This window comes from Rhodanobacter sp. B04 (genome assembly GCF_002001125.1).
Taxonomy (GTDB): domain Bacteria; phylum Pseudomonadota; class Gammaproteobacteria; order Xanthomonadales; family Rhodanobacteraceae; genus Rhodanobacter.
In genome coordinates, this window is record NZ_MUNV01000005.1 from 532,396 (window position 1) to 552,850 (window position 20,455).

The 20,455-nt window shown below is 65.0% G+C and carries 18 protein-coding genes; 8 read left to right on the forward strand and 10 right to left on the reverse strand.

Features of this window, described 5'->3' with window-relative positions:
- Window positions 1-2: 2 nt before the first annotated feature.
- From B0E46_RS17860 to B0E46_RS02280, 3 genes are read right to left on the reverse strand one after another with little or no spacing between them, the layout of a single operon-like run.
- Window positions 3-1,463, reverse strand: coding sequence for a class I SAM-dependent methyltransferase (locus B0E46_RS17860; protein ID WP_077554048.1), 1,461 nt, complete (start codon window positions 1,461-1,463; stop codon window positions 3-5).
- Complete coding sequence (locus B0E46_RS02275) at window positions 1,453-2,826, reverse strand: ABC transporter ATP-binding protein (protein ID WP_254425009.1); 1,374 nt, start codon at window positions 2,824-2,826, stop codon at window positions 1,453-1,455. Before B0E46_RS02275 ends, B0E46_RS17860 begins: the two co-directional genes overlap by 11 nt.
- Window positions 2,816-3,607, reverse strand: coding sequence for an ABC transporter permease (locus tag B0E46_RS02280; protein ID WP_254425010.1), 792 nt, complete (start codon window positions 3,605-3,607; stop codon window positions 2,816-2,818). Before B0E46_RS02280 ends, B0E46_RS02275 begins: the two co-directional genes overlap by 11 nt.
- 233 nt (window positions 3,608-3,840) lie before the next feature.
- Between B0E46_RS02280 and rfbB the strand changes: the two genes are divergently transcribed.
- From rfbB to B0E46_RS02305, 5 genes are read left to right on the forward strand one after another with little or no spacing between them, the layout of a single operon-like run.
- Window positions 3,841-4,911 (forward strand): dTDP-glucose 4,6-dehydratase, encoded by a 1,071-nt coding sequence (gene rfbB, locus B0E46_RS02285; protein WP_174567051.1) that lies wholly within the window; start codon window positions 3,841-3,843, stop codon window positions 4,909-4,911.
- A gap of 56 nt (window positions 4,912-4,967) precedes the next feature.
- Entirely contained in the window at window positions 4,968-5,852 is an 885-nt protein-coding gene (gene rfbA, locus B0E46_RS02290) for a glucose-1-phosphate thymidylyltransferase RfbA (protein ID WP_077554051.1), read from the forward strand.
- Entirely contained in the window at window positions 5,849-6,406 is a 558-nt protein-coding gene (rfbC, locus tag B0E46_RS02295; protein WP_077554052.1) for a dTDP-4-dehydrorhamnose 3,5-epimerase, read from the forward strand. Before rfbA ends, rfbC begins: the two co-directional genes overlap by 4 nt.
- Window positions 6,403-7,338, forward strand: coding sequence for a dTDP-4-dehydrorhamnose reductase (gene rfbD / locus B0E46_RS02300; RefSeq protein WP_077554053.1), 936 nt, complete (start codon window positions 6,403-6,405; stop codon window positions 7,336-7,338). Before rfbC ends, rfbD begins: the two co-directional genes overlap by 4 nt.
- 17 nt (window positions 7,339-7,355) lie before the next feature.
- Complete coding sequence (locus B0E46_RS02305) at window positions 7,356-8,768, forward strand: mannose-1-phosphate guanylyltransferase/mannose-6-phosphate isomerase (protein WP_077554054.1); 1,413 nt, start codon at window positions 7,356-7,358, stop codon at window positions 8,766-8,768.
- Between the two features lie 67 nt (window positions 8,769-8,835).
- Here B0E46_RS02305 and glmS read toward each other — a convergent pair whose 3' ends face one another.
- The 5 genes from glmS to B0E46_RS02330 form a co-directional block, all read right to left on the reverse strand.
- On the reverse strand, window positions 8,836-10,665 hold the full coding sequence (glmS, locus tag B0E46_RS02310; RefSeq protein WP_077554055.1) for a glutamine--fructose-6-phosphate transaminase (isomerizing): 1,830 nt from the start codon (window positions 10,663-10,665) through the stop codon (window positions 8,836-8,838).
- A gap of 132 nt (window positions 10,666-10,797) precedes the next feature.
- On the reverse strand, window positions 10,798-12,168 hold the full coding sequence (locus B0E46_RS02315; RefSeq protein ID WP_077554175.1) for a pyridoxal-phosphate dependent enzyme: 1,371 nt from the start codon (window positions 12,166-12,168) through the stop codon (window positions 10,798-10,800).
- Between the two features lie 166 nt (window positions 12,169-12,334).
- The gene (locus tag B0E46_RS02320; protein WP_077554056.1) at window positions 12,335-12,562 is read right to left on the reverse strand and encodes a YdcH family protein; all 228 of its coding nucleotides are present in this window, start codon (window positions 12,560-12,562) and stop codon (window positions 12,335-12,337) included.
- 354 nt (window positions 12,563-12,916) lie between these two features.
- Complete coding sequence (locus B0E46_RS02325; RefSeq protein ID WP_077554057.1) at window positions 12,917-13,576, reverse strand: hypothetical protein; 660 nt, start codon at window positions 13,574-13,576, stop codon at window positions 12,917-12,919.
- Window positions 13,573-14,160: a DUF4398 domain-containing protein gene (locus B0E46_RS02330; RefSeq protein ID WP_077554176.1), complete on the reverse strand. Its 588-nt coding sequence runs from the start codon at window positions 14,158-14,160 to the stop codon at window positions 13,573-13,575. Before B0E46_RS02330 ends, B0E46_RS02325 begins: the two co-directional genes overlap by 4 nt.
- Before the next feature lie 87 nt (window positions 14,161-14,247).
- On the opposite strand from B0E46_RS02330, the gene B0E46_RS02335 reads away from it, so the two are divergent.
- On the forward strand, window positions 14,248-15,360 hold the full coding sequence (locus tag B0E46_RS02335; RefSeq protein WP_077445983.1) for a PilT/PilU family type 4a pilus ATPase: 1,113 nt from the start codon (window positions 14,248-14,250) through the stop codon (window positions 15,358-15,360).
- 87 nt (window positions 15,361-15,447) lie between these two features.
- Here B0E46_RS02335 and maiA read toward each other — a convergent pair whose 3' ends face one another.
- Window positions 15,448-16,116, reverse strand: a complete 669-nt coding sequence (gene maiA, locus B0E46_RS02340) for a maleylacetoacetate isomerase (RefSeq protein WP_077554058.1) — start codon at window positions 16,114-16,116, stop codon at window positions 15,448-15,450.
- Window positions 16,117-16,289: 173 nt separating this feature from the next.
- Here maiA and B0E46_RS02345 point away from each other — a divergent pair, with 173 nt between their 5' ends.
- Together B0E46_RS02345 and B0E46_RS02350 are read left to right on the forward strand one after the other, a co-directional pair.
- Complete coding sequence (locus B0E46_RS02345; RefSeq protein WP_077554059.1) at window positions 16,290-17,471, forward strand: phosphoglycerate kinase; 1,182 nt, start codon at window positions 16,290-16,292, stop codon at window positions 17,469-17,471.
- Window positions 17,471-18,109 (forward strand): HAD hydrolase-like protein, encoded by a 639-nt coding sequence (locus B0E46_RS02350; protein WP_077554060.1) that lies wholly within the window; start codon window positions 17,471-17,473, stop codon window positions 18,107-18,109. The genes B0E46_RS02345 and B0E46_RS02350 overlap by 1 nt, the downstream gene beginning before the upstream one ends.
- 66 nt (window positions 18,110-18,175) lie before the next feature.
- Here B0E46_RS02350 and tkt read toward each other — a convergent pair whose 3' ends face one another.
- Complete coding sequence (gene tkt, locus B0E46_RS02355) at window positions 18,176-20,185, reverse strand: transketolase (RefSeq protein WP_077554061.1); 2,010 nt, start codon at window positions 20,183-20,185, stop codon at window positions 18,176-18,178.
- Window positions 20,186-20,455 lie beyond the last annotated feature (270 nt).

The window sequence follows — 20,455 nt, forward strand, 5'->3', positions numbered from 1 at the left end:
CACTAGTCCCGTTTGATGAGCCGCTTCAGCAGCGACCAGAAATTGCGTCTCGCCAGCGTGTCGACGCTCTGTTGCAGTTGCTGCAGGTTCCCTTGCAGCGTGGTCCTGACGTGATCGATTTCCATTGCCAGTTGCTGCTGCATGACCCGCTGCAGCTGGAACTCACGTGCCAGTTGCTGCTGCATGACCCGCTGCAGCTGGAACTCACGTGCCAGATTCTGCACATCCACGCGCGCATGCGAGAGCTGGCGCATATCGGTCAGGGATGCCGCCTGCTGTTCGAGCAGGTGGCGCAGCAACGGCGCGCCAATGATCGCCTCGTATTCCACCCGAAGGGTCACCTTCAACGCGGCGCCTTGGGGTCCTGCGTCAAGGGCGCTGCCGATCTCGAACTCGACGTTCGGATCGTCATCGAAACTCACCAGACGCAGCGATGACGTACCGGCGGCAGGCAGCAATTCACCGCTGACATGCCCGAGTCGATCGGACAGCCGCGGCAGCTCCTGCACTGGTGAGTCGTCGCCGAGCTGCAGCGCAACCCGGCCCATGCCATAAATGCCTGGCAGATCGGCCGGATCGAGCCGCAGGTAATCGGGACGAATGCCGGCCGGCAGCACGAACTGCAGGTCCACCACGCCGTCGACCGCATCGATCGCCTGCGACAGCATGCGGCTGTCGTCGAACGTCTCATCTTGCGCGCGATAATAGAGATGGCTGATCACCGGTTGCGGCTCGATCACGCTGGCCTGCACAGGACGATCGTCGGCATCCACCAAGGTGCCCGCCAGCGCCTCGAAGAAGCCGCGCATCGCCTCCGCGGAACCTCGGGCGTGTTGCATGAAAGCGACAAACGGCGCCGGCACCGCCGCACCCACCGCGACAACACCCAGGCCATGGCTATGCCGGAAATCGAAGCACGGGTATCGCACCGACAGCTCTTCCAGGAACTGCGCCACGCCGAAGCCGCGCTCGCGCACGGCCGTGTCATGCAGCAGCACCACCGCACGGTGGCTGAGCTTCGGCAGCCAGGTCTCGAAATCGTGGCGCACCGCCTCGTAGGTATGCAGCCCATCGATATGCAGCAGGTCGATGCTGCCGTCCTCGAATTGCGCAACCGCCTCGTCGAAGGGGCGACGCAACAGTCGAGAGAAATTTTCGTAAAGCGGGTCATGCCGTGCGCGCAAGGCCTGGTACACCTGCTCGCCGTAATGCAGGGCATGCGCGTCGCCCTGCCAGGTATCCACCGCCGTGCAATGGCAGTCCAGCTGCAGCGCATGCACCGCCTGGCAGAACGCCAGGTAGGAATTGCCCGAATGCGTGCCCAGCTCGACCAGCCGGGCCGGCCGCAGCAGATCCACCGCGAGATACGCGAACGGGATGTGGCCGACCCAGCCATACGGCGGCATGATCCGCGGCCGCATCAGGATCAGCGGATGGTTCTCCAGCATGAAGTCAGCACTCATTCGTCACCCGCTCCAGCCGAATGTCCAGCATCGGTATGCCGATCAGGCCTGCCACCATGGAACCCCCGGTCGCGGTGAAACGCAACGCCTCATGCATCCAGTGCTGTACCACGTGCTGCTCCTGCGTGCCTTCGGCGGCTCCCACCGCGATGAAATACTCGCCGGAAATCAGCCGCGGCATCACGAAGCTGAAGCTGGCGTGGAAATGCTGGCCCGCGGCGACCGCGAAGTCACCTTCATGGCTGAAGTCCGTGTTGTCGCCGAACAGCAGTTGCCCGAGGCGATCCTTCACATAGAAACCGGTTATCACGTTGTCGGTGTCCGCGTCTGCGGCCAGCTCGATGCGCAGCATCACGCGCTCGCCGGCCACTACCGCCGCCACGGCCTGTCCATGCTCGTTGCACAGGGCTGCATGGACGATCCGCACCTTGAACTCGCCGAAACCGGCCGCGTCGGGGCGGAACGGAAAAATCCGCACGTCGCTGCGCAGGATCGAGCGATCGAACAGCTCCTGCCGTTGATCCACCTGGCGCTCCTGCAGCGTACGGGACGACTGTGCCGCACGAAGCTGCCGCGACTGGAAGCCGCCCTGCTGCTCGGCCAGCGACGCCTCCATATAAGCCTCCATCACCATGCGGGCGTCGCCGATGCGCTGCACGCGGCCGTGCTCCAGCCATACCGCGCGGTCGCACAGGCTGGTGATCGCGCTGCCGTCATGGCTGACGAACAGCATGCTGCCGCGCTTGCGGAACTCGCGCAGATAGCGCATGCACTTCTGCATGAAGAAGGCATCGCCGACCGCCAGCGCCTCGTCGATGATCAGGATGTCGGCGTCGACGTGAACCACGACGGCGAACGCCAGGCGCATCACCATGCCGGTCGAGTAATTGCGCACCGGCTGGTCGACGAAATCGCCGATGTCCGCATAGGCGAGGATCGTGTCGATGCGCGCGTCGACCTCGGCGCGGCTCAGCCCGAGGATCGAGGCATTGAGATACACGTTCTGGCGGCCGGTGAACTCCGGATTGAACCCGCTGCCGAGTTCCAGCAGTGCAGCCACGCGACCGCGCACGGCGACGCCGCCCTCGCTGGCCTTGAGCGTGCCTGCGATCAGCTGCAGCAGGGTCGACTTGCCGGCGCCATTGCGACCGACGATACCCAGGGTTTCACCGCGCCGCACTTCAAAACCGACCTCGCGCAGCGCCCAGAACTCCCGGTAGAAACGCCGACGACCGCCAACCAGGCTCTGCAGCATGCGGTGCACCGGCTTGTCGTAGAGCTGGTAGCACTTGCCGAGCCCACGCACCTCGATCACCGCATCGCCGGACGATTCCGGCATCGTCTGGACATCGCTAGAGGACATCGGCAAACCCATCCCGCGTGCGCTGGAACCAGGCGTAACCGGACAGCAGTACGGCCACTGCGACCACACTATAGATGCCCAGCGCATGCCAGTCCGGCGACTGGCCGAACAGCACCAGTCGCCGGGTCTGCTCGATCATCAAGGTCAGCGGATTGAAGGCAATCCAGCTGCGATACGGTTCATGCAGGTTCGATGCAGGATAGAACACCGGGCTCAGGAACATCAGGATCGACGAGATCACGCCAGCGATCTGGGTGACGTCGCGGACAAATACGCCCAGCGATGCCATCAGCCAGCTCACCCCGCACAGCAACAGCACGTAGGGCGCATAAAGCAGGGGCAGGTACAGCACCGTCGCATGCAGTGCATGTTGCGAGACCACCACGAAGATCAGCAGCACCAGCAGGCTGAGCAGTGCATTGAAGAGCGTCGATGCCACCATGACGCAAGGCAGGATCGCCAGCGGAAACACTACCCGCTTCACCAGGTTGCTCTGCGAGACGATGACGCCCGGGGCACGCGTGATGCATTCGGCCAACAGCGAGTGGACGATCATGCCGCAGAAGATCATCAGCGAAAAATCGGCACCCGATTCCATGTTCGGCCAGCGCATGCCGAGGAATACGCGGAAAGCCAGGGTATACACCGCCAGCATCAGCAGCGGGTTGAAAAACGACCACAGCAGGCCAAGAAAGGAGCCGCTGTAGCGCCCGGCGACATCGCGCTTGGTCAGTTCCCAGAAAACATCCCGCCTGGCCCAGATGCGCCCAAGCAATGACATTCTCGCCACTTCCATCCTCATGCCGTGCCCTGTCTGAAGTACTGCTCGACGCTGAAGCGCCACTGACCATCTGTCGTCCGCCAGCCACGCCACACCTCAAATCCGTATGACCAATCGTGGCAAACTAGCGTTTGATCCGCCGTGCGCATGTCCCGGTTTCCTGACCTGGCGACCAGTCCATCCATCAACCATTCGCACCCGAATGTTCGCCATTCGACACTAAAGAAGGACCGATGAACAGCCCGTCACGTCACATCACTTCGCTGCTGGTTACCGGCGGAGCCGGTTTCATCGGCGCCAATTTCGTGCTGCAGGCCGTCGCGGACGGTCTGCGGGTCATCAATCTGGACAAGCTCACCTACGCCGGCAACCCGGACACGCTGGCTTCGCTGCAGGACAACGACCGCCACGTATTCGTCCACGGCGACATCGGCGACCGCGCGCTGGTGGCCAAGCTGCTGGCCGAACACCGGCCGGATGCCATCGTCAATTTCGCTGCCGAATCGCATGTGGATCGCTCGATCGACGGCCCTGCCGAATTCGTGCAAACCAATGTCGTCGGCACGCTCGCGCTGCTCGAGTGCGCCCGCGATTACTGGCGCAGCCTTGAAGGCGCTGCGCACGAGGCGTTCCGCTTCCTGCATGTGTCGACCGACGAGGTGTACGGTTCGCTGGGCGCCGAGGGCAAGTTCACCGAGCAGACCGCCTACGCGCCGAATTCGCCGTATTCCGCCTCCAAGGCCGCCTCCGATCACCTGGTGCGCGCGTTCCAGCACACCTACGGCCTGCCCACGCTGACCACCAACTGCTCGAACAATTACGGTCCGTACCAGTTCCCGGAAAAGCTCATTCCGCTGGTGATCCAGAAAGCACTGGCCGGTGAGCCTCTGCCCGTTTACGGCGACGGCCGCAACATTCGCGACTGGCTGTTCGTCGGCGACCACTGCAGCGCGATCCGCCGCGTGCTGCAAGCCGGTCGCGTGGGCGAAACCTACAACGTCGGCGGCAATGCCGAGCGCGAGAACATCGCCGTGGTGAAAACCATCTGTGCCCTGCTCGACGCGCGCCAGCCGCTGGCCGGTGGACGCCCGCGCGAATCGCTGATCACCCATGTCAAGGATCGCCCGGGCCACGACCGTCGTTACGCGATCGATTCCAGCAAACTGCAAGACGAGCTGGGCTGGCAGCCATCGCAGACCCTCGAGACCGGCATCGCGCAAACGGTGGACTGGTACCTCGCCAACCAGCCGTGGGTGCAGCGCGTGCTCGACGGCAGTTATCGTATGGAGCGCCTCGGCGCCTGACCGCCGAGATCATCAAGGATTGGCGCCTGAGCGCCGGGACCATCAAGGATTCGCGCATGACCACGAAAGGCATCATCCTCGCCGGTGGCTCCGGCACCCGGCTGCATCCGATCACCCGTGCGATCAGCAAGCAGCTGCTGCCGGTGTACGACAAGCCGATGATCTACTACCCGCTGGCCACCTTGATGCTGGCCGGCATCCGCGAAGTGCTGGTGATCAACACGCCGCACGAGCAGGACATGTTCCGGCGCCTGCTCGGCGACGGCTCGCAGTGGGGCATCGACATCCGCTACGCCGTGCAGCCTTCGCCGGACGGACTGGCGCAGGCCTTCACCATCGGCCGCGATTTCGTCGATGGACAGCCCAGCTGCCTGGTGCTGGGCGACAACATCTTCTACGGCCACGGCCTGACCGAGCAGCTCAGGCGCGCCGCCGCGCGCGAGCATGGCGCCACCGTGTTCGGCTACTGGGTGAAGGATCCGGAGCGCTACGGCGTGGCCGAGTTCGACGCTTCCGGCCGCGTGATCGGACTGGAGGAAAAACCCGCGCAGCCGAAATCCAGCTACGCGGTCACCGGCCTGTACTTCTACGACAGCCGGGTCTGCGACTATGCCGCCGCGCTACGGCCATCTCCACGCGGCGAGCTGGAGATCACCGACCTCAACCGCTGTTACCTCGACGACGGCTCGCTGCAGCTGGAACGGCTCGGCCGTGGTTTCGCCTGGCTGGATACCGGTACCCACGAGTCGTTGATGGAGGCGGGCAACTACATCCAGACCATCGAGAACCGCCAGGGCCTCAAGGTGTGCTGCCCGGAGGAGATCGCCTACCTCAACGGCTGGATCGACGCCGAACAGTTGCTGGCGCTGGCTGCCCCGCTGGCCAAGACCGGCTACGGCCAGTACCTGCAGCAGCTGACTCGCCAGGGCCACGTGCGATGAAAGTGATCGGGACGACCTTGCCCGGTGCGCTGATCCTCGAACCGCAGGTGTTCGGCGATGCCCGCGGTTTTTTCTACGAGAGCTACAACCAGGCGAAGTACCGCGAGGCTGGCATCGATCACCACTTCATCCAGTCCAACGTCTCGCGCTCGGCCAAAGGTGTGCTGCGCGGACTGCACTATCAGTGGCCGAATCCGCAGGGCAAACTGGTCAGCGTGCTCGAAGGCGAGGTGTATGACGTGGCGGTGGATATCCGTCGCGGCTCGCCCACGTTCGGGCAGTCGGTCGGCGTGATGCTGACCGCCGACAACCATCGCCACTTCTGGATACCGGAAGGCTTTGCGCATGGCTTCTGCGTGCTGTCGGAGTTCGCCACGTTCACCTACCAGTGCACCGCGCTGTACGATGCCAAGGCGGACGCCAGCATCCGCTGGAACGACGCCGCACTGGGCATCGACTGGCCGCTGAGTGCGCCCCTGCTGTCCGACAAGGACGGCAAGGCTCCCCTGCTGGAGGATGTCGCCCCCGAACGCCTGCCGGATTTTCTGCCGTGAACATTCTGCTGCTTGGTGCCAACGGGCAGCTTGGCCGCACCTTTCTCGAACATGGCGGCCTGGCTGCGCGCGGCAGGATGATCGTTGCCAGTCGCGACGGCGTGCTGGGCCAGGGTGGCCAGGGCGAGATCGCCGACCTGTCGATACCGGAATCATTGCCGGCCCTGTTCGATCGTGTTCAACCCGACGTGATCGTCAACACGGCTGCCTATACGGCGGTCGATCGCGCCGAACAGGAAGAAGCACTGGCTACGCGCGTGAATGGCGAAGCCGTCCGTGTGACCGGTGACTGGGCCGCCGCGCATGGCGCGCTGGTGATCCATTATTCGACCGATTACGTCTTCGATGGCCGGCAGCCGCAACCTTACGCGGTCGATGCAGCGACCGGCCCATTGGGTGCCTACGGCCGCAGCAAGCTGGCCGGGGAACAGGCGTTGCACGACAGCGGTGCCGATCATCTGACTTTTCGCACGGCCTGGGTGTATGCGGCGCACGGGCAGAATTTTCTGCGCACCATGCTGCGCCTCGGCGCCGAGCGCGACGAGCTGCGCGTGGTAGCCGACCAGCATGGCGCCCCCACCGACACCCGTCTGATCGTCAACGCCAGCCTTGCCGCGCTTGATCGCTGGCAGCAGTCCGACCTTGCACAGCGCCGCCAGCTCAACGGCACCCATCACCTGGTGGCCAGTGGTGCCACGACCTGGCATGGTTTTGCCTGCGCGATCTTTGCGCAGGCTGCCGCCAGTGGCCTGCTCGCACATTCGCCGCGTGTAGTCCCGATCGGCAGTGCCGACTACCCCACCCCCGCCGTGCGTCCGGCGTGGTCGTTGCTGGACAATACCGGCTTGCAGCAGCACTTCGGCTTCCCCCTGCCTGACTGGCAGCAAGGCTTGCGCGAAGTCATGCGCCAGCTCGCTCCATCCAGCCACTGAACAAGGATACGGCGCCCATGTTGATTCCCCTCATCCTCAGCGGCGGCAGTGGCACCCGGCTGTGGCCGGTATCGCGCAGGAACCTGCCCAAGCAGTTCCTTGAACTGGCCGGCAAGGGCACGCTGTTCCAGCAGACCATCGCGCGCACCCGGCAGCTGCCCGGGGTAGCTGCGCCGATCGTGGTGGCCAGCGAGGATCACCGCTTCCTCGCCGCCGACCAGCTGCTGGAAGCAGGCGTCGAAGGCGCCACCATCTTGCTGGAACCGCTGGCACGCAATACCGCGCCGGCGATCGCGCTGGGCGCACTGCGCGCCCTTGAGCGCGATGCCGATGCCGTGCTGCTGGTGCTGCCGGCCGACCACCTGATCGGCGACACCGCCGCGTTCGTCGAAGCCGTGCAGCAGGCGCTGCCGCTGGCCGGGCGGGACTGGCTGGTGACCTTCGGCATCCGTCCGGACCGCCCGGAAACCGGTTTCGGCTACATCCGCCGTGCCGAGGCAGTCGATGGCCATGGCTACCGCGTGGAGCAGTTCGTCGAAAAGCCCGACCTGGCCACCGCCGAGTCGTACCTGGCGGACGGCAACTACGACTGGAACTCCGGCATGTTCCTGTTCAAGGCGGCGTGTTACCTGGAGGAACTGGCCGCATACGCACCCGAGATGCTTGCCGCCGTGCGCGAGGCGCATGCCAAGGCAGCCGCCGATCTCGATTTCGTGCGCATCGATCGCGAGGCGTTCGCGCGGGTGCCGGATGACTCGATCGACTACGCCGTGATGGAAAAGACCCGCCGCGCCGCGGTGATCCCGGTCAGCTGCGCATGGAGCGACATCGGCTCGTGGTCGGCGCTGTGGCTGACCGGCGACAAGGACGCGCATGGCAACCACCGCGAAGGCGACACGATGGCGGTGAATACGCGCCATTCGCTGCTGCGTTCGCACGACCGCCACCTGCTCGCCACCGTCGGCGTCGACGACCTGATCGTGGTGACCACCCCGGATGCCACCCTGGTGGCGCACCGCGATGCCGCGCAGGACGTGAAGAAGATCGTCGATCAACTGAAGGCTGCCGGCCGCAGCGAACACTCCCTGCATCGCGTGGTACACCGGCCATGGGGCAACTACGACTCGCTGGAGGCGGGCGAACGCTTCCAGGTCAAGCGCATCCAGGTCAAGCCGGGCGCGTCGCTGAGCCTGCAGAAGCACCACCATCGCGCCGAACACTGGATCGTGGTCTCCGGCACCGCCGAAGTCACCTGCGACGACAAGGTGTTCCTGCTCGGCGAAAACCAGAGCACCTACATCCCGCTCGGCAGCAAGCACCGCCTGCGCAATCCCGGCAAGGTCGCGCTGGAACTGATCGAGGTGCAGTCCGGCAGCTACCTGGGCGAAGACGACATCGTGCGTTTCGACGACGTCTACGGTCGTACCTGAGGCATGCAAGGTGTCGCATAAAAAAACCGCGCGAAGAGCGCGGTTTTTTATGCGGCGAGCGGCCGGCTTATTCCACGGTGACCGATTTCGCCAGGTTGCGCGGCTGGTCGACGTCGGTGCCGCGCAGCACGGCGACGTGATAGGCCAGCAGCTGCAAGGGCACGGTGAACACGGCCGGTGCGATGAAGCTGCCGCCGGATTCCACCCGCAGCATCGCGCCATGACGGGCCATGTCGTCCATGCCCGCCGAGCCGTCGGCGAACACGATCAGGCGGCCACCGCGGGCACGCACTTCCTGCAGGTTGGACTTGAGCTTGTCCAGCAATGGGCCGTTCGGCGCCACCGCCACCACCGGCATGTCCTCGTCGACCAGGGCCAGCGGACCGTGCTTGAGTTCGCCGGCCGGATACGCCTCGGCGTGGATATAGGAGATTTCCTTGAGCTTGAGCGAACCCTCCAGCGCGACCGGATACTGCGCGCCGCGACCAAGGAACAACGCGTGCTGGTGATGGATGAATTCGGCCGACAGTTCGACGATCGCCGGTTCCAGCTTCAAGGCATCCTCGATCGCGCGCGGCAAATGCTGCAGCTCGGCGCACAGCGCCTCGTAACGCTGCGGATCGAGGCCGTTGCGGCGCGCCAGATCAAGCGCCAGCAGGGCCAGCCCGGCGAGCTGGGTGGTGAACGCCTTGGTCGAGGCCACGCCGATCTCGGGGCCGGCACGAGTCATCAGCTTCAGGTCCGCCTCGCGCACCAGCGAAGATTCAGGCACGTTGCAGATCACCAGCGTGCCGAGGTAGCCGCGGCGACGCGACTCGCGCAGCGCGGCCAGCGTATCGGCGGTTTCGCCGGACTGCGAGATCGCCACGAACAAGGTGTCTGCCGGTACCACTGCTTCGCGGTAACGGTACTCGCTGGCCACCTCCACGCTGACCGGCAGCCGCGCGTATTCCTCGATCCAGTACTTGGCCACCATGCCGGCGTGGTAGCTGGTGCCGCAGGCGATGATGTGCAGGCCACGCGTGCGCTGCAGCAGGGCATCGCTGTCGATGCCGAAGATGTTCGGCAACACGCCATGCGCGCCGATGCGCGCCTCCAGCGTGTCGGCCACGGCGCGCGGCTGCTCGAAGATTTCCTTCTGCATGTAGTGACGGTATTCGCCACGCTCGACCGCATCGGAAGACAGTTCGCTCTCATGCACGGCGCGTTCGACCGGCTGCCCGTCGAGGGCATAGACCTGCACGCTGTCGCGGGTGATCTCGACCACGTCGTCTTCGTCGAGATAGACCATCTTGTTGGTGACCTGGATCAGCGCCTGCGCATCCGAGCCGAGGAAATTCTCGCCGATGCCGACGCCGACCAGCAGCGGCGCACCGCGACGCGCACCGACCACGCGGCCCGGTTCGTCACGGCTGACCACGGCGATCGCATAGGCGCCTTCCAGCTCGCGCACGGTGGTCAACACTGCCTCACGCAGCTTCATGCCCTGGCCGATGCGCCGATCGATCAGCGCAGCCATCACTTCGGTATCGGTTTCGGAAGTGAACACGTGGCCACCGGCCCGCAGTTCGGCGCGCAGGCTGACGTAGTTCTCGATGATGCCGTTGTGCACGAGCGCGACGCGACCGGCCACATGCGGATGCGCGTTGGCCTCGCTCGGCACGCCATGCGTGGCCCAGCGGGTATGCGCAATGCCGGTGCCGCCGGGGATCGGATCGGCGTGATACAGCGCCTCCATCTCGCGCACCTTGCCCTTGGCACGCACGCGGCGGATCTCGCCCTGGCCAAGCACGGCCACGCCCGATGAATCGTAACCGCGATATTCCAGCGCCTTGAGGCCGGCAATCAGCAGCGGAGCGACATCACGCTGGGCAGTGGCAGCAACAATTCCACACATCGACTGGGTTTCCTTTGAGAAAGGACGAAGCTTCCGGCACCGTCACGAAGCGGTCATTCTGGCCACGCTGCATTACTGCAAGCTTTCATGGCCAGGTGTCGGGCCTGCCAGGCCCGAACCGGATGACCCCGCTTAGTTCACCTTGCGGCGCAGATAGTTCAACAGATCGATACGGGTGATCAGGCCGAGGAACTGCTCGCCATCCACCACGATCGCCACGTGCCCGCGCTCGAACACCGGCAGCAGCGACTCGATCGGCGAGCGCACGTCGAGCATCTGCAGGTTGGTGATCATCGCCGTGGCCACCGGATCACGGAAGCGCGTCTCATCGGCATGCACATGCATCAGCACGTCCGACTCGTCGACGATGCCGACCAGTTTGTGCCCGTCCATCACCGGCAGCTGCGACACGTCATACAGCTTCATGCGGGTGTAGGCGGTGATCAGCAATTCATGCGGGCCGATCACCACGGTGTCGCGCTGGGCGAACGGGCGCAGCAACAGGTCACGCAGGTCGCCATGCCGCTCGCGCTCCAGGAAGCCGTTGTCGAGCATCCAGTAGTCGTTGTACATCTTGGACAGATACTTGTTGCCGGTGTCGCAGACCAGGGTCACCACCCGCTTGGCGGCGGTCTGCTCGCGGCAGTACTTCAACGCCGCGGCCAGCAGCGTGCCGGTGGACGAACCACCGAGCACACCCTCTTTCGCCAGCAGTTCGCGTGCGGTGAGGAAGCTCTCCCTGTCGGAAATCGCGTAGGCTTTTTTCACTCGTGTGAAGTCGCTGATCGGAGGCAGGAAATCCTCGCCTATCCCTTCGACCATCCAGCTGGCCGATTTGGTCGAAAGCGTGCCTTCGTTGATGTACTGGGTGAGGATCGAACCCACCGGGTCGGCCAGCACGAGTTCGGTCTGCGGCGAATGCTCGGCGAAATATTTGGACAGCCCGCTCAAGGTGCCGGAGGAACCGCAGCCGACCACGACCGCGTCGACCCTGCCATCCATCTGTTCGAGGATTTCCGGGCCGGTGGTCTGGATGTGCGCGAGCGGATTGTCCGGGTTGCCGAACTGGTTGATGAAGTAGGCGCCGGGCGTTTCCCGCGCGATGCGCTCGGCCATGTCCTGGTAGTACTCCGGATGGCCCTTGGCCACGTCCGAGCGGGTCAGCACGACCTCGGCGCCCATTGCCTTGAGGTTGAAGATCTTCTCGCGGCTCATCTTGTCCGGCACCACCAGGATCAGGCGGTAGCCTTTCTGCTGCGCGACCAGCGCCAGACCCAGGCCGGTATTGCCGGCCGTGCCTTCGACCAGGGTATCGCCGGGCTTGATCCGGCCAGCCTTCTCGGCGCCCTCGATCATCGACAGGCCGATGCGGTCCTTGATCGAGCCACCGGGATTGGCGCTCTCGAGCTTGAGGTAGAGTTCGCACGGCCCGGCATCCAGGCGCTGCGCGCGCACCATCGGGGTACGTCCGATCAGTTCGAGGACACTCTGGTGGACCGTCATGGAGACTCCGTGGCTGGGAACGCCGGTCACGCGTCCGACGCGCCGATCCGGCAGGATCGCCATGATAACCGAGCCGCCTTGCGGGCCGCCGGAAACGCGGCGGCCCCGGCACCCTTTCCGATATCGCAGGAAGGGCCCGAGGCCGCGCTCACGTCAAACCGCAGGTTCAGTGGATATGGTGCGCCCGATCCGCCCACATGCGTTCGAGTCGTGCCTTGGCGAGCAGCTTCTCCTTCTTCATGCCGGCCAGGGTGACATCATCAATCGGAAGTACGCCGATGTCGGCGTCGTGCACCTTGCTGTCGAGCTGCCGATGATGCTGGTAGAGCCGGCGGAACTCGGCATCAGCTTTCATCAATGCCTCGACATCCTCACGCTGCTGGTTTTCAAACATGATCCGACCTCCTCACGAGTGGGTGTGCGGCGCCCCGTAACCGGAGCATCCGCAGACGATTGAACGCACGCACGCAACCACGCCCCGCGACCGGATGCCGGTGCGCAGGAGGAGAAGTAAACGTGGAATGAGTGCATGGTTCAGGTCAGTGACCCATGCGGCAGGAATGCCCCATGGGACTTCGACCCTACTCCCCCGACCGGGGTGACGCAAGTCCGTCGGGCACACTTGGCCAGACATCTTGGCAAAGGTAAAAAAGCTGTAAAAACAGCATTTTACATCGACCTAACCACACCGGAAGCCAGCCCTGCACTGGCCACCCGTGCAAGGGCGACCAGTGCGTCTGGCCCGATGTCAGGGCTGGCCTTCGGGCTTCTTCGGATGCTTCTTCGAGCCACTCGCTGGCGCATCGCTGGTGCTGCCATCCTGCATCTGGGAGCGCATCGCCTTGGCCGCCTCGGCAGCCAGCGCAGCCTCACGGCGTGCGGCCTTGGCGACCTTGGCCTGCGCCGCCGCCAGCTTCTTCGCCTGGTCCGCTTCGGCACGCGCCTGGTCGGCCGCCTGGGAATAAGCCTCGCCCTGCTCCTGCGCCCGCGCAGCCTCCTCCTGGGCCAGCTGGGACTGCAGGCGCTGACGCTCGAGTTCGCGGCGCGCGATCTCCGTCTCGCGCCGGCTGTTGTCGAGCATGATCTGGTCGTGCTCGCGGTCGAGCTGGGTCAACTTGACCTGGGCATCCTGCAGCTGGGCCGCCGTCTTGGCCAGGTCCACCCGCCGTTCCGCCAGATACAGCGCATGCGCCCGATCATGCCGGCCGGCCTGCGCCAGGCGGCCGATCGCATCGCGCGCACGTGCCTGCTCGGCCTGGGCATAACTGCCCAGGCTGGGGTCGTTGGCAAGCTGGTCGAGGCTGCTGGTCAGACGGGCGATGTCGATGTCGTCCTGCCGCGCCTGTGCCGCGCCGATCGTGGCCAACGCCAATGAAATGGCGATGAAAGTTGCTGTGAAGCGCTTCATGGCTGGCCTCCCTGGGTGCTGGAGCTCGAGGCTGGCTGCGGGGTGTTGTCGGGCACCGTCTGGAAACCGCTGCCGGGGGGCGGCGCGGACAGTACCGACGCAGCCGGCGCCGGCATGTCCTCGGTCGGTACCGGCGTGGACGAGGAAGCGGTGGCCGGGGCCGCAGCCTGCTGTTCTGCGGCAGCGGCAGCGGCCTCCGCCTGCTGACCTTCGGCGCGCAGGCGGTCATTTTCCTGGACCTTGCCCTGGATCTGCGCGCGTGCCGCTCCCAGCCGCGCCTTGGCGCGTGCAAGGTCGGCATCCGCCCGGGACTCCTCGGCCAGACTGGCCGCGTCGGCATATTTGCGCTCGGCCATGGCGGCCTGGGCCTGCTGGAACTTGTCCTGCGCAAAGCCCAGATCGACCGGCGCATAATCGGCCGCGCCTGCGTCGCGCGCCGCCTGCAGCTGCGTCTGCGCCAGGTTCATCGAGTCATCCGGGGGCGGCACCGTGGCGCAACCTGCCAGCGCCAGGGTCAGCGTCAGGGCTGCGGCAGCCGTACGAAGGCGACCAGGAAACCTGGTCGGCAGGAAAAAGATGTGCACCGTCACATTCCTCATAGTGTGTCGCGACGTATTGTGGGCGGGCATAATCCATCATTGCAACGCGCATTTCAGAAACAGGGGACTTTTGTGGATATCGGTTACTTCCTCAAGCTCATGGTAGACAAGGGCGCGTCGGACATGTTCCTGACCACGGGCGCCCCGGTGAACATCAAGGTCGAGGGCAAGCTGTACCCGCTGGGCAATACCGGCCTGCCCGGTGGCATGGTCAAGAAGATCGCCTACTCGCTGATGGATGAAGGCCAGGTGCCGCAGTTCGAGCGCACCCTCGAGCTCAACATGGCGCTGGCGGTGAAGGAAGCCGGCCGCTTCCGCATCAACGTGTTCAAGCAGCGTGGTGAAGTGGGCATGGTGATCCGCGCGATCAAGAGCGAGATCCCCAGCATCGATCAGCTGCAACTGCCCAGCATCTTCCGCGACCTGATCATGGAACCGCGCGGACTGATCCTGGTGGTCGGTGCCACCGGCTCGGGCAAGTCCACCACGCTGGCGGCAATGATCGACCAGCGCAACACCCACTCGTCGGGCCACATCCTCACCATCGAGGACCCGATCGAATACCTGCATCGCCACAAGAAGTCGATCGTCAACCAGCGCGAGGTGGGGCTGGACACGCACAGCTACCACGAGGCGCTGAAGAACGCGATGCGCGAGGCACCGGACGTGATCATGATCGGCGAGATCCGCGACACCGACACGATGGAGGCGGCGATCGCGTTCTCCGAGACCGGTCACCTGTGCCTGGCCACGCTGCACTCGAACAACGCCGACCAGACGCTGGAGCGCATCCTCAACTTCTTCCCCGAATCGGCGCACAAGAACGTGCTGATGAACCTGGCGCTGAACCTGCGTGCGGTGATCAGCCAGCGCCTGGTGATCGGCAAGGACGGACGCCGCATTCCCGCCGCCGAAGTGCTGCTGAACACACCGCTGATCCGCGACATGATCCGCCGTGGCCAGACCCACGAGATCAAGGAGGCGATGGATCGCAGCCTGCAGGAAGGCATGCAGACGTTCGACCAGTCGCTGTACCGGCTGTACAAGGACGGCCGCGTGGAGCTGGAAGAAGCGCTCAACAAATCCGACTCGCGTGACGGCCTTGCGCTCAAGATCCGGCTTGCCGAAGGCGGCACCGACAATCAGGAGCTGGCCGGCAACGATCCGTACGGCATGGGCTTCTAGAATCAAGGAGTGAGGGGAGAGGAGTGAGAGAAGGCATCGCCGTCTCGCCCCGCTCGCTCTCGCTTCTCACTCCTATCCTCTCACTCCTCAGCTTTTTGGCGCATCCGGCTGCGCTTCCGGTGCGGCATGCTGGAACGCTTCCAGTTCATTGCACGCCTGGTAGATCCGTCGCAGCGTCGGGTAATCGTCCAGCGGCACTTTCCAGCGCAGCGCGTTGTAGTACTGCGGCACCAGGCAGGCATCGGCCATGCTTGGGGTTTCGCCATGGCAGTAGCGACCGGTCGCCGCACTGTCGACCAGCATCGCCTCCATTGCCTTGAAGCCGGTGGCGATCCAGTGCCGCGACCATTCGGCACGCTGCTCTTCGTCGGCGCCGAATTGCGATTCGAGCCGGTTCAACACCCGCAGATTGCCCAGCGGATGGATGTCACAGGTTACGGTCATGGCCAGTGCGCGAACCTGCGCCCGCCCTCGCGCGTCGACGGGCAGCAGGGCCGTCTCCAGCTCGGGATGCATCTCATCGAGATATTCCATGATCGCGAGCGACTGGGTGATCACCCGGTCGCCGTCAAGCAGGCACGGGATCAGCTGCTGCGGATTGAGCGCGCTGTAAGCCGCAGCATGCTGTTCGCCCCCATCACGCAGCAGATGCACCGGCTGCGTTTCGTAACTCAACCCTTTCAGATTAAGCGCAATGCGCACGCGGTAGGCGGCGCTGGAGCGCCAATAGCCGTAGAGCACCAACCCGGTAGCCATGAGTCGTCCCCCTGCTCGAAAGTCGCAGTTTAACCACAGTCTGGCCCCGACAGATCACCGGCGGCAACGCATTCTTTCGCTCGGCCGCCGTTTGCATCGGCGCCTGAGCCACCGGACAATAGGCGGTTGCCGCAGGTTCGCGACCGTTTTCAACCCAACACTGGAGTTCTGCCGTGTCAGTCATCCGCATGAGTGACCTCGATCTGCGCGACCAGCGCGTCCTGATCCGCGAGGATCTGAATGTGCCGATCGACGACCACGGCCAGATCACCTCGACCCAGCGCCTGGACGCCGCCCTGCCGACGATCCGGGCCGCCCGCGATGCCGGCGCGAAGGTGCTGGTGTTGTCGCACCTGGGTCGGCCCAAGGAAGGCCAGTTCGACGCCGAGTCCTCGCTGGCGCCGGTGGCACGGTGGCTCGGCGACAGGCTCGGCACGCCGGTACGGCTGGTGACCGACTATCTCGATGGCGTCGACGTGGCCGCCGGCGAAGTGGTCATGCTGGAAAACTGCCGCATGAACGTCGGTGAGGGCAAGGACGACGAGGCACTGGCGAAGAAGTACGCCGCGCTGTGCGACATCTTCGTGATGGATGCCTTCGGCACCGCGCATCGCGCGCAGGCGTCCACCCACGGCGTGATCCGGTTCGCCCCGGTCGCCGCCGCCGGCCCGCTGCTCTCGGCCGAGCTGGACGCGCTGGGCAAGGCGCTGGAACATCCGGCGCATCCGCTGCTGGCGATCGTCGCCGGCTCCAAGGTCTCGACCAAGCTCACCCTGCTGGACAACCTGATCGGCAAGGTCGACCAGCTGATCGTCGGCGGCGGCATCGCCAACACGTTCATCGTCGCGATGGGCCACTCGGTCGGCAACTCGCTGTACGAACCGGATCTGATCGACGCCGCGAAGAAAGTGCTCGCCGACGCCAAGCGCCGGGGTGCCGAAGTGCCGATGCCGGTCGACGTGGTGGTGGCGCCGGCGTTTTCCGCGCAGGCGCCGGCCACGGTGAAGCCGGTCGACCAGGTGAAGGACGGCGAGATGATCCTCGACATCGGGCCGGAAACCGCCAAGCGCTACGCCGAACTGATCGCCAAGGCCGGCACGGTGGTATGGAACGGACCGGTCGGCGTGTTCGAGTTCGACGCCTTCGGCAAGGGCACCGAGACACTGGCACGCGCGATCGCCGCATCGCCGGCGTTCTCGATCGCCGGCGGCGGCGACACGCTGGCCGCGGTGGACAAGTACGGCATTGCGGACGATGTCTCGTACATCTCCACCGGCGGCGGCGCCTTCCTCGAATTCCTCGAAGGCAAGGAACTGCCGGCGGTCACCGCGCTCAAGGCGCGTGCGGCCAAGTAATGCTCTGCCTGTTCGACCTCGACGGTACGCTGATCGACTCCGAGCACGGCATCATCGCCTGCGTGAAACACGCGCTGGCGAAACTGGACGTGCCGGCGCCGTCGCAGCAGGAGTTGCGCGGATGGATCGGCCCACCGCTGCGGCACAGCTTCGCGCCGCTGCTGGATCACGATCCGGTCCGGATCGAGGCCGCCGTGGAGCATTATCACGAGCGTTTCCACACGGATGGCTGGCGCGAACACGACATCTATCCCGGCATCGAGTCGCTGATCCAGCGACTGCTCGATGCCGGGCATCAGCTCGTCGTGGTCACCAGCAAGCCGCAACGACACGCTGCACCGATCATCGGGCACCTGCCGTTCGGCGACGCATTTCTGCGCCTGTATGGGCCAGATCCGGGCAGCGCGCACAGCGAAAAGGCTTCGATGATTGCCGCCGCGCTGGCGGACTTCGACGCCAAGCCCGAAAACACCGTGATGATCGGCGATCGCCGTTTCGATATCGAAGGCGCGGTGGCCAACCACGTGCGTGGCATCGGCGTACTGTGGGGTTTTGGCGGCCGCGCCGAACTGGAGCTGGCCGGCGCCAGCGCGATTGCCGCCACGCCGGACGAACTGGCTGGCTTGCTGACAGCCTGACTGGTTTTTCAGCTCACCAAAAGGCCGCGGCATGCCGCGGCCTTTTGGTGCCGGTCAGCGCTGGGCTCAGCGAATCACGCGCTTCACCGCATCCACCACATGCGCCACCGTGAAACCGAAATGCTCGAACAACTGCGGCGCCGGCGCCGATGCACCGAACGTGGTCATGCCGACCACGTCGCCATCCAGGCCCACGTACTTGCACCAGAAGTCCGCGGTCGCCGCTTCCACCGCGACGCGGGCACGGCACCAGCCCGGCAGCACGCCTTCGCGGTATTCCAGCGGCTGCGCGTCGAATACCTCGGTGCACGGCATCGACACCACGCGTACCGGCACGTTCTGCTGCGCCAGCGTGCGTGCCGCCTCCATCGCCAGCTCCACCTCCGAACCGGTGGCGATCAGGATCGCCTGGAATTTCGTATCCAGCGGATCGGACAACACATAGGCGCCGCGCGCGATGTCGGCGACCTGTTGCTCGTTGCGCTGCTGATGCTTGAGGTTCTGCCGCGAGAAGATCAGGCAGGCCGGCGCGCCCTTGCGCTCGATCGCCGCCTTCCACGACACCGCTGATTCCACCGCATCGCACGGACGCCAGACCTGGTTGTTCGGGATGTAGCGCAGCGAGGCCATATGCTCGACCGGCTGATGGGTCGGGCCGTCTTCGCCCAGGCCGATCGAGTCGTGCGTATAGACGTGGATCGCATGTGCCGGGATCAGCGCGCTCATGCGCACCGCGTTGCGCGCATAGTCGGAGAACACCAGGAACGTGGCGTCGTACGGAATGAAGCCGCCGTGCAGCGCCACGCCATTGGCGATCGCACTCATGCCGAACTCGCGCACGCCGTAATAGATGTAGTTACCCTTGCCATCCGAGCTGTTGCCGGTGGTGGCATCGAGGCTGCCCTTCCACTTGGTGAGATTGGAACCGGCCAGGTCGGCCGAGCCGCCGATCAGTTCCGGCAGCAGCGGACCGAACGCATCCAGCGTCATCTGCGAGGCCTTGCGCGAGGCCACTTCCGGGCCTTCCGCCTGCAGCTTGGCGATATAGGCCTGCGACTTCGCGGCCCAGTCGGCCGGCAGCTCGCCAGCGAGACGACGCGTGAACTCCGCCGCCAGTTCCGGATGCGCGGCGGCGTATTTGGCGAACGCGTCGTTCCAGCTCTGCTCGCGCCTGGCGCCGGCAGTTTTGGCATCCCAACCGGCGTAGATCTCGGCCGGGATCTCGAACGGGGCGTAATTCCAGCCCAGCTGCGCGCGCGCAGCGGCGATCTCGGCCTTGCCCAGCGCGGCGCCGTGGCTCTCTTCCTTGCCCTGCTTGTTCGGCGCACCGAAACCGATGATGGTCTTGGCGCAGATCAGGGTGGGCTTGTGATTCTGTGCGGTCGCGGCGGCAATCGCCTGCTTCACGGCGTCGGCGTCATGGCCGTCCACGCCGCGGATCACGTTCCAGCCATACGCCTCGAAGCGCGCCGGCGTGTCGTCGGTGAACCAGCCATGCACTTCGCCGTCGATCGAGATGCCGTTGTCGTCGTAGATCGCGACCAGCTTGCCAAGCTGCCAGGTGCCTGCCAGCGAGGCGACTTCGTGCGAGATGCCTTCCATCAGGCAGCCGTCGCCGAGGAAGACATAGGTGTGGTGATCGACCACGGCATGGCCGGGGCGGTTGAAGTGTGCCGCCAGCACTTTTTCGGCCAGCGCGAAGCCGACCGCATTGGCCAGACCCTGGCCGAGCGGACCGGTGGTGGTTTCCACTCCCGGGGTTTCGCTGGCTTCCGGATGGCCGGCGGTCTTCGAGTGCAGCTGGCGGAAGCGCTTGAGCTGCTCGATCGGCAGGTCGAAGCCGGTCAGGTGCAGCAAGGCGTACTGCAGCATCGAGCCGTGGCCGTTGGAAAGCACGAAGCGGTCACGGTTGAACCACTTCGGGTTGGCCGGGTTGAACTGCAGGAAGTCGTTCCACAGCACCTCGGCGATATCGGCCATGCCCATCGGCATGCCCGGATGGCCGGAATTGGCCGCCTCCACGGCGTCCATGGCAAGAGCGCGCACGGCGTTGGCGAGTTCGCGGCGGGTGGTCATCAGGCAATGCTCCGGGCAGGCGTCGGCGAAAAGCGGGCATTGTCGCCGATCAGTGGAAATCTGTCGCCCGCACTTCGCCTCATACGCATCGACTCACCATCCGCCAGCGGCTTGACATTAACTCCCGCTTAATTCTGAACCATTCGGTGTTGAAACCCTTCAGGCACGCCAACGTCTAATGACCCGGCGCTGCAGCCCCATGCAGCAGCCTAGCCGCGACCACGCCTTTCCCCCGAGGCCCCGCGGTGCATATCCAGAACAAGAGGAATA